Here is an 8,986-nt window from a genome sequence, read left to right as displayed (position 1 = left end):
GACCTGGACGGCCGGCCGTCCAGCGGCAAGGACGCGCAGGTGGCCTATGCCGACGTGCCCGCGTGGCGCGCGCGCACGCTGTCCTATGTGCCCGGACGCAATGCGCGCCTGCTGCTGGCGCCGGGCGCGGAACTGCCGCGCGCGCCGGGCTGCGCAGCCCGCTGAGACCGCCGCCCCGCGACAGCGGCGCTGACCGGTCAATTCGGTTGCAGGCCGATCTGCCGCACCACCTTGCCCAGCGCGTCCAGGTCCGCCCGCGCCCGTTCGCGCGCCTCCTCGGGCGTGCCCACCACCGGCACCCAGCCCGCATCGGTCAGGCGCTTGCGCGCCGCGGGTTCGCCCAGCCCCGCCACCAGCGCGGCGTTCAGCCGCTGGATGACCGCGTCGGGCGTGCCGCGCGGCGCGGCCAGGCCGAACCAGCCCACGGCCGAGAATCCGGGCAGGCCGGCCTCCTCGGCCGTGGGCACGTCCGGATAGGCGGCCACGCGGTACTTGCTGGTGACGAACAGGCCACGGACCTTGCCCGCCTGGATGTAGCCGGCCTGCGCGGCGGCGTTGTCGATCATCGAGTCCAGGTGTCCGCCCATCAGATCGTTGACGGCGGGCGCGCCGCCCTTGTAGGCGATCACGTTCAGATCGATGCCGGCGGCGTTCAGGAACAGCATCTGCGTCAGGTGCGCCTGCGTGCCGATGCCCGCGTTGGCCGAGGTCACGCCGCCAGGCGTGGCGCGGGCCTTGCGGATGAAGCTTTGCAGGTCGCGCTCGGGCGCATCGGCGCGGGTGACGAAGACGAAGGGAATCTCGACCAGCGTGGTGATGGGCGCGAGGTCTTCCGTGGGCGTGAAGCGCAGCTTGTAAAGATGCGGGCTCACCGCCATCGCGCCGCTGGCGGTGAAGGCCAGCGTGTGACCATCGGGCTGGGCGCGGGACACGTACTCGAGCGCGATGGTGCCGCCCGCGCCGGGCTTGTTCTCGACGATCACCGGCTGGCCCAGCGCCTTCTGCAATACCTCCCCGACCACGCGGCTGAGCGTGTCCGAGGCCGAACCGGGCGCGTAGGGATAGACGATGGTGATGGGTTTGGGCGGATACCGCGCCTCGGCCTGCGCGCCGGCGGGCGACAGCCCGGCCAGCAAAAGCGCGGCCAGCGCTCGCTTGATGTTCATGGTGTTTCCCCAGTGATCGTGTGGTCGTGTGATCGGTCCAGATGGATCTGCTGCAGCAGCGGCACCGCCATCGCGCCGTAGACGCGCAGGACGGGCAGCATGTCCTCGCCATACCAGCCCGCCTCGTGCAGCAGGTTCAGCGAGCCCAGCGTGCGCCCGTTCCAGCGCACCGGCACATTGACGGCCGATTCGCAGCCCAGCGACAGGATCAGCTCGTGGTCGGGAAAGGCGGCGCGGATGGCGTCGGCGTCGGCGCAGAAGCGCGGCTCGCCCGCCTCGATGACGCGGGCATGGAACTCGCCACCGGGCACGATGGGCTTGGCGCCGCCCGGCGGATAGGCCAGCGGCGCGCTGCTGTAGTGGCGCACGCTCAGGCCGCGCGCCCAGTCCAGCGCCAGCACGGTGAACAGGCGATGGCCCAGGTCCCGCGCCAGCGCCGCGTCCAGCTGCCGCAGGCCGGCCTGCGGCTGTGAGCCGCCGGCCAGCACCCGCGCCAAGGCCGGCGCGCACGTCAGTTCAAAGGACCGTGGCATAGTCGAGCGTCTTGGGCGTGGCGGTCAGGGTGCGCGGCTCGCGGCCCACGACCACGGTATCGTCGATGCGAAAACCGCCGATGCCGTAGACGTACAGGCCGGGTTCCACGGAATACACCTCGTTGTCTTCCAGCGGCCGATGGCAGAACGCCATGTTCTCCGGGTATTCGTGATGGATGATGCCGATGGCATGGCCGGTGCGGTGCCGGATGTGGGCGGCGTAGCCCGCGCGCTCGATCACCGCCTGCGCGGCGGCGTCGATGCCGCTGACGGGCTGGCCGCTGACCGCGGCCTCGATGCCGGCCAGGTTGGCGTCGCGCGCCGCCGTCCACAAGGCCGCCTGCTCGGCGCTGGGCCGGCCGCAGAACCAGGTGCGCTCGTTCTCGATGGCCAGCCCGTTCAGGCGCGGAATCAGGATGTTCACCAGCACGTCGCCCTCGCGGATGCGCGCGCCGCAGGACGCGCCATCGCCATGCGGCGACGCGGACGCCGGGCCGCTCAGCGTCCAGGCCCGGATCACCTCGAACTGCTCGCCCGGAAAGCGCTCGGCGGCTTCCTGCACCCATAACGCGGCCATCGCGCAATCCAGCTCCTGCACCAGCCGCCCCGGACGGATGTTCTCGCGGTAGCGTTCCTGCAACCAGTCGGCCAGCGAGCCGATAGCCGCCATCACGGCGAGTTCTTCCTCGTGCTTGCGCCAGCGCAGCGCGCGGCATTCGCGGGTGCAGGGCAACAGGCGCAGGTCGGGCAACTGCGCGGCCGCGGCGGTCAGCGCCGGGCTGCCGCCCTCCACGCCGATGCGCGCCCGCGCCAGGCCCGCCCGCGCCAGGCGCTGCGCCAGCAGCTCGGGCAACTCCGACGGCAGCGGCAGGCGCTCGACCACGCGCGGATGCTCGGCGTAGAAGCTGACGTCGGTGATCCAGACCTTGCCCTGTTCGCGCGAGAAGCGCATGTGGTTGGTCGAAAGCTCGTTCATCACCAGGAAACCGTCGCCGTCGCGCGGCACCACGGCGTATATGGGCCGCTCCCAGGGCAGCACATCGGTATGGAAATTGGTGGCGAACTGGAAGAAGTCGGCCGAGGTGAACACCAGCGCGTCCAGGCGCAGGGCGTCCATCAGGTCATTCATCTGCTGGCGGCGGTGCCGCCAGACGGCAGTAGTCAGTCTGGGCATGTCGGATACCGGAAGTGGTGGGGTGCTACGGGTATTCTGGTATCGCCAACCATGGCCGACAAATGAATAATCCTGAGCTTTCCATTAGCGTTTACTCATACTTGGCGGAGCCACGGCATGGACTGGAACCTGGACCACATCGCCTGGGCGCGCCGCCTGAAGCTGCGGCACCTGGAGATTTTCCTGACGCTGGCGTCGGCCGGCAGCGTCACCGCCGCGGCCCGCCTGATGCACATGACGCAGCCGGCGGTATCGCACTGGCTGAGCGACATCGAAGACCTGGTGGGCACGCCGCTGTTCCTGCGCAACCGGGGACTGCGTTTGACCGAGGCCGGCGAAGTCCTGGCGCGGCATGCGCGCCGCATGCTGGGCGATCTGCGGCGCACCAGCGAGGAAATCGAGTCCGTGAAATCCGGCATCGCCGGCCGGCTGCACGTGGGCACCGTGCTGTCGGCCTCGCCGGTGCTGCTGCCGCGCGCCATCGCGGCCTTGCAGCGCGAGTTCCCCGGCATCTACGTGGAAGTGGTTGAGGGATTGGTCACGCCCCTGATCGAGCGCTTGCAGCGCCATGAACTCGACCTGATCGTCGGGCCGCTGGATGTGCGCGGCCATCAGGCCGGACTGCGCATGGAACCGTTGATGCGCGACACCTTCAGCATCGTGACGCGCCCCGGCCATCCGCTGGCCCGGCTGCGGCGGCCCGGCTGGAAGGAGGCCGCCGCGCATCCGTGGATCATGCCGCCGGCGGGCACGGTATCGCGCGGCAGGCTGGAAGAGGCCTTCGCCCAGGCCGGCGTGGCCACGCCCTCGCCGCGCATCGAGACCGCTTCGCTGGTGGCGCTGCAGGCGCTGCTGCACGAAACCGGCTATGTGTCGACGCTGGCCAGTTCGGTGGCGCAGCTGTACAAGCGCCTGAAACTGGTGGACATCGTCAGGCTGCCCGAGCCGCTGGCCTTTGGCGCGGTGGGTATGATGTGGAGCGCCGACGCGCCCAGCCGCGTGCTGGCGCAGCTGCAGGACAGCCTGCGCGCCACCGCCGGCATGCAGCAGGCGGCCGGCTGAACCGGCGCGCCCATTCACGAAGAGAGAGCCCGTGCAGATCGTTTCCGTACGCGACGAACCCGCCATCCGCCTGGATGCCATCCGCTACTTCCAGCAGCAATGGGCCAGCGCGGACACCATGATGATGTACGACGATGCCATCACCCGCTGCATCGGCGCCGAGAACCCCTTGCCGCAATGGTATGTGCTGCGCGACGGCGCGCGCCTCGTCGGCTGCGCCGGCCTCATCACAAACGACTTCATCAGCCGCGGCGAGCTGTATCCGTGGCTGTGCGCGCTGCATGTGGAGCAAGATCTGCGCGGCCGCAACCTGGGCGGGCGCCTGATCCGGCACGCGGCGGACCATGCCCGCGCGCTGGGATTCAGGTCGCTGCACCTGTGCAGCGACCTGCGCGGCTATTACGAGAAGTTCGGCTTCCAGCCCGACGGCGTCGGCTATCACCCGTGGGGCGAGACGGCCCAGGTGTACAGCCTGAGGCTGTAACGCTGGGCATCCGGCCTCAGGGCGCCGGGTTCGGATGACGCGCGTGGATCTGCGCGATGCCGTCCAGCGCTTCCTGCGGCAGCGTGACCTCCACGCTGTCGATGTTCTCCTTGAGCTGCGCCAGCGTGGTCGCGCCGATCAGGTTGCTGGTCACGAAGGGCTGCTGGTTGATGAAGGCCAGCGCCAGATGCGTCGGCGACAGGCCCAGCCGGCGCGCCAGGGCCACGTACTCGGCGGTGGCGGCCTCGGCCTGCGGATTGCTGTAGCGCGTGAAGCGCTCGTAGCGCGTCAGGCGCGCGCCCTCGGGCCGGGCGCCGTCCAGGTACTTGCCACAGAGCATGCCCATGGCCAGCGGCGAATAGGCCAGCAGGCCCACGTCTTCGTGGCGCGAGAATTCCGACAGGCCGCTCTCGAACACGCGGTTGAGCAGGCTGTAGGCATTCTGGATGGACACGATGCGCGGCAGCCCCTGGTTCTCGGCGTGCTTGAGGAACTGCGCCACGCCCCAGGGCGTTTCGTTGGACACGCCCACATGGCGTACCTTGCCCTCGCGCACGAAGTCCTGCAGCACGGACAGCGTTTCCTCGATGGCCACGGTCTGCTCGCCCTCGGTCCAGGGATAGGCCAGCTTGCCGAAGGTCGCCGTGGTCCGGTCGGGCCAGTGCAGCTGATACAGGTCCAGGTAGTCCGTCTGCAGGCGCTTCAGGCTGGCATCCAGCGCGGCGGTGAGGTTCTTGCGGTCCAGGAAGGTCTTGCCGTCGCGGATGTGGCCGGGACGCTTGGGGTCGCGCACCGGGCCGGCGACCTTGCTGGCCAGCACCACGTCCTGGCGGCGCTTGCGGCTGGCCAGCCAGGTGCCGATATAGGTCTCGGTCAGGCCCTGGGTCTGCGCCAGCGGCGGCACCGGATACATCTCGGCCGTGTCGATCAGGTTGATGCCGCGCGCCAGCGCGTAGTCGAGCTGCTCGTGCGCCTCTGCCTCGGTGTTCTGCTCGCCCCAGGTCATGGTGCCCAGGCCGATCAGGCTGACGTCCAGGCCGCTGCGGCCGAGTTTGCGGTATTTCAAGTTCTGCTCCCTGCGGATGGATGGGGCCGGGCCTGGGACAGGCGCGCGGGTCCCGGAAAGGCGACACCATACCGCAGGTCGCTTGGCAATCCGCTGACGGGCTGCCCCCCCCTGTCCGGCCCGCGATCCCTGGCCGGCCAGGCGCCAGGCCGATCCGCGCCCGGGCAAGGCGATACACTGCGTCATCGTCCCGCGCTTCACGCCATAAGCTCATGAAAAATAAATCCATAGGCGGCCTGGTCTATTCCACCGACGGCGGCCGCATGTGCCCCGCCTGCCGCCGCCCCGTCGCCGACTGCGCCTGCCAGGCCGCCGCGCCGGCCCCCGCCGGCGACGGCGTGGCCCGCATCTGGCGCGAGAGCAAGGGCCGCGGCGGCAAGAGCGTGACGCTGGTGCGCGGCCTGCCGATGGCCGGCCCGGCGCTGGAGCAGCTGGGCAAGCAGCTGCGCACGGCCTGCGGCAGCGGCGGCACCGTCAAGGACGGCGTGATCGAGATCCAGGGAGACCACCGCGAACGCGTCGCGCAGGCGCTGGCAAAGCTGGGCCATCGCGCCAAGCTGGCCGGCGGCTGAGACGCGCCCCCTACACCGCCGGCCGCGAGCGGCTGGCCCAGCCAGGCAAGAACATGAGCACGACTGATATCGACTTCGAGCCCGCCGCCGTGAGCGGCTGGCACGCCCACGTGTATTTCGACGCGGCCAGCCGGGACGCGGCCCACGCGTTGCGCGAACGCGTCATCGCGCGCTTCGGCGACAGGATGGAGATGGGCCGCTTCCACGAGAAGCTGGTGGGGCCGCACCCGTGCTGGAGCTACCAGATCGCTTTCCCGCCGGCGGAGTTCGCCGAGATCATGACCTGGCTGGCGCTGAACCACGGCGCGCTGGACGTGTTCGCGCATCCCAACACCGGCGACTCGCTGCGCGACCACCGCGACTGCGCGGTCTGGCTGGGCCGCAGCCATGCGCTCAACCTGCGGGCGCTGGGCGGCTGACCTCCAACCAGCACGGCGCCGCCGTCAGGCGTGCATGTAGGCCGCGTAGATCTGCGCCAGCCGCGCCGCATCGATGCCCTGACGCTGTTCCAGCGCCAGCGGATGATCGGTGTGTTCCAGCTCGATGTAGGGCCGCACGCCGTCGTCGCGCAGATGAACGTGGGTCTTCAGGCTGCCTTCCGTTTCCGGATAGACCTTGAAGCTGGCGGACAGCCAGCCGAAGAACGGCCCCAGGTGCGCGCGCCGGGGTTCGTCGTAGCTGTCCAGGTACTGGCTGAAGCTGGCTTCGCTCAGCGATACCCAGACGCCCCAGACGAAGGGCTCGTCCGCGCCATGCACGGGGATTTCGATGCAGCCGCGCACGAAGAAATACTTGCCGTCGACGACGCAGACGTCGGACGACAGCTCGCAGCGCGCGGCGCGTTCAGGCTCGGGAATCAGGTAGTAGAACAGCGGCGCTTCGGCGTCGAAGGCCGGCATGCCTTCATGCCATTGACCACAGGCCTTGCATTCGAAACGGAACATGGCGGTTTGGGCCGACGGGCGCCGGCGCGGCGTGGAAACGCCCTATTGTGCCGCAAGCCGGCGCGGCGGGAAGTTCGCCGCGCCGCCCGATCCCTCAGGCGTGGCTCAGGGCCAGCGCCGGCCCCGCCTGCCGCAGATCGCCGCGCAGCTTGAAGCGCGCCACCGTGCCGGCCAGAGCGCGCGCCTGGTCGTTCAGCAACGCGGCCGCGGCGGCCGACTGCTCGACCAGCGCGGCGTTCTGCTGCGTGGCCTGATCCATGTCGGACACGCTGCGGTCGATCTGGCTGATGCCCACGCTCTGCTCGGTCATGGCGCCGTGGATCTCGGTGACCAGCCGCTGCACGCGGTCGATGCCCTGCACGATCTCGGTCATGGTGACGCCGGCGGCCTGCACCCGCTCGGTGCCGCTCTTGACGTTCTGCACCGAGGCCTCGATCAGCGCCTTGATCTCCTGCGCCGAGGCGGCGCTGCGCTGGGCCAGCGTGCGCACCTCGCCGGCCACCACCGCGAAGCCACGGCCCTGCTCGCCGGCGCGCGCGGCTTCCACCGCCGCGTTCAGCGCCAGGATGTTGGTCTGGAAGGCGATGCCGTCGATCACGCTGATGATCTCGGTGATGCGCTCGGACGACTGCGAGATCGCGCCCATGGTGTGGACCGCGTCGGACACCACCTGGCCGCCGCGCTCGGCGGCGGCGCTGGCCTCGGTGGCCAGGCGCGTGGCCTGCTCGGCGGTCTCGGCGGTCTGCTTCACGCTGGAGGTCAGCTGGGTCAGGGCCGCCGAGGTTTCCTCCAGCGAGCCGGCCGAGGTCTCGGTGCGCTGCGACAGGTCGCGGTTGCCCATGTCGATCTCGCTGGTCGCGGTGCTCATGGAGCCCACGCCGGCGCGCACGTCCAGCATCACGGTGCTGATCTTGTCGACGAAGGCGTTGAAGGACTTGGAGATCTGCGCCACTTCATCGTGGCCCACCACGTCCAGCCGGTGCGTCATGTCGCCATCGCCCGAGCCAATCGTGTCCATCGCGTCGCGCACGGCGGACAGGCGCTTGAAGGCGCGCGAGGTGATCAGGCTGGCGATGGCCAGCGCGGCCAGCGTCAGCACCACCAGCGCGATCAGCGTGGCGTTGAACACCTGCGTCAGTCCCACCGTGGCCTCGGCCTTGTCCAGCGCCACCACCAGATACCAGTCGGTGCCGGGAATGCGCTTGGCCTTGACCAGCTTCTCGGCGCCGGCCAGCGTGATCACCGCCGGCTCGCCGCCGTCGCGCGCCAGGCCCTTGAGCGCCTCGGGCTTGAGTTCGGGCGCCACCTCGGTGGCGGGCTTGAGCGCGAACTTGTCGTCCACGTGGGAGATCACCTGACCGTCGCTGCCCAGCACGAAGGCCAGGCTGGACGGCGTGGGATGGATGGCCTGGATGATGGCCTTGACTCCGTCCAGCGCGACCGCGCCGCTCAGCGCGCCGATGGTCTTGCCCTCGCGCACGATGGGCGTGGTGAAGGCCACGTAGGGCTTGCCCGTGCCGGAATCGCCGTAGGGCTTGGTCACGGTCAGCTTGCCCGATTCCACCGCGCTCTTGTACCAGGGGCGCGAGGTCGGATCGTAGTCGGCGGGCGTGTTGGCCGTGGAAAAGAAGGTCTTGTCCGACCAGCCGACGCTGGTGATGGGGAAATCGTTGGTCTGACCCATCAGGCGCGTCAATCCGCGCGGGTCGCCCTTTTCCACCACGGCGGCGGTGGCCGAGACCGCCTGGGCCTTGTCCGCCGACCAGCGCTCGATGGCGCTGGCGTTGCCGTTGGCCACCGCGTCCAGCGTGCCGGCGATGGCCGACATCATGTTGTCGCGCACGATCTTGTAGGTCGTAACGCCGGAAAGGGCCAGCGCCCCCACCACGGTCAGCCCCGTGATCAACAGGATCCGGTTGCGCAGCGAAGTAATTTTCATGCTCTCATCTCAATGCATCGGCCCGGGCCGGGCCCGGCCGGCGATG

Annotated in this window: 10 protein-coding genes; 4 read left to right on the top strand and 6 right to left on the bottom strand. The window is 69.8% G+C overall.

The window, feature by feature from the left end:
• Nucleotides 1-197 precede the first annotated feature (197 nt).
• The 3 genes from AC6LJ5_RS20405 to AC6LJ5_RS20395 are packed head-to-tail and all read right to left on the bottom strand — an operon-like array spanning nt 198 to nt 2,873.
• Nucleotides 198-1,166: a Bug family tripartite tricarboxylate transporter substrate binding protein gene (locus tag AC6LJ5_RS20405; protein ID WP_498141434.1), complete on the bottom strand. Its 969-nt coding sequence runs from the start codon at nt 1,164-1,166 to the stop codon at nt 198-200.
• Nucleotides 1,163-1,699 carry a GAF domain-containing protein gene (locus tag AC6LJ5_RS20400; protein WP_498141433.1) on the bottom strand — a complete coding sequence of 179 codons (537 nt, stop codon included), beginning with the start codon at nt 1,697-1,699 and terminating at the stop codon, nt 1,163-1,165. Before AC6LJ5_RS20400 ends, AC6LJ5_RS20405 begins: the two co-directional genes overlap by 4 nt.
• Nucleotides 1,683-2,873 (bottom strand): M24 family metallopeptidase, encoded by a 1,191-nt coding sequence (locus AC6LJ5_RS20395; RefSeq protein ID WP_212316686.1) that lies wholly within the window; start codon nt 2,871-2,873, stop codon nt 1,683-1,685. Before AC6LJ5_RS20395 ends, AC6LJ5_RS20400 begins: the two co-directional genes overlap by 17 nt.
• A gap of 117 nt (nt 2,874-2,990) precedes the next feature.
• On the opposite strand from AC6LJ5_RS20395, the gene AC6LJ5_RS20390 reads away from it, so the two are divergent.
• Together AC6LJ5_RS20390 and AC6LJ5_RS20385 are read left to right on the top strand one after the other, a co-directional pair.
• Entirely contained in the window at nt 2,991-3,935 is a 945-nt protein-coding gene (locus AC6LJ5_RS20390; RefSeq protein WP_498141432.1) for a LysR family transcriptional regulator, read from the top strand.
• A gap of 31 nt (nt 3,936-3,966) precedes the next feature.
• Nucleotides 3,967-4,419 carry a GNAT family N-acetyltransferase gene (locus AC6LJ5_RS20385; protein WP_158658495.1) on the top strand — a complete coding sequence of 151 codons (453 nt, stop codon included), beginning with the start codon at nt 3,967-3,969 and terminating at the stop codon, nt 4,417-4,419.
• 16 nt (nt 4,420-4,435) lie between these two features.
• Here AC6LJ5_RS20385 and AC6LJ5_RS20380 read toward each other — a convergent pair whose 3' ends face one another.
• The gene (locus AC6LJ5_RS20380; protein WP_498141431.1) at nt 4,436-5,485 is read right to left on the bottom strand and encodes an NADP(H)-dependent aldo-keto reductase; all 1,050 of its coding nucleotides are present in this window, start codon (nt 5,483-5,485) and stop codon (nt 4,436-4,438) included.
• 212 nt (nt 5,486-5,697) lie between these two features.
• Between AC6LJ5_RS20380 and AC6LJ5_RS20375 the strand changes: the two genes are divergently transcribed.
• Nucleotides 5,698-6,057: a translation initiation factor Sui1 gene (locus tag AC6LJ5_RS20375; protein ID WP_103276064.1), complete on the top strand. Its 360-nt coding sequence runs from the start codon at nt 5,698-5,700 to the stop codon at nt 6,055-6,057.
• 53 nt (nt 6,058-6,110) lie between these two features.
• Entirely contained in the window at nt 6,111-6,476 is a 366-nt protein-coding gene (locus tag AC6LJ5_RS20370; protein WP_103276065.1) for a DOPA 4,5-dioxygenase family protein, read from the top strand.
• 24 nt (nt 6,477-6,500) lie between these two features.
• On the opposite strand, the gene AC6LJ5_RS20365 is transcribed toward AC6LJ5_RS20370, so the two are convergent.
• Both AC6LJ5_RS20365 and AC6LJ5_RS20360 read right to left on the bottom strand, forming a co-directional pair.
• The gene (locus AC6LJ5_RS20365) at nt 6,501-7,001 is read right to left on the bottom strand and encodes a DUF2199 domain-containing protein (protein WP_103276066.1); all 501 of its coding nucleotides are present in this window, start codon (nt 6,999-7,001) and stop codon (nt 6,501-6,503) included.
• A 94-nt stretch (nt 7,002-7,095) separates the two neighbouring features.
• On the bottom strand, nt 7,096-8,940 hold the full coding sequence (locus tag AC6LJ5_RS20360) for a methyl-accepting chemotaxis protein (RefSeq protein ID WP_103276067.1): 1,845 nt from the start codon (nt 8,938-8,940) through the stop codon (nt 7,096-7,098).
• Nucleotides 8,941-8,986: the final 46 nt, after the last annotated feature.

It is taken from the genome of Achromobacter sp. 1011791174 (assembly GCF_059760925.1).
The sequence above is the reverse complement of the archived record's forward strand: the minus strand, read 5'-3'. Positions and strand labels throughout refer to the sequence as shown.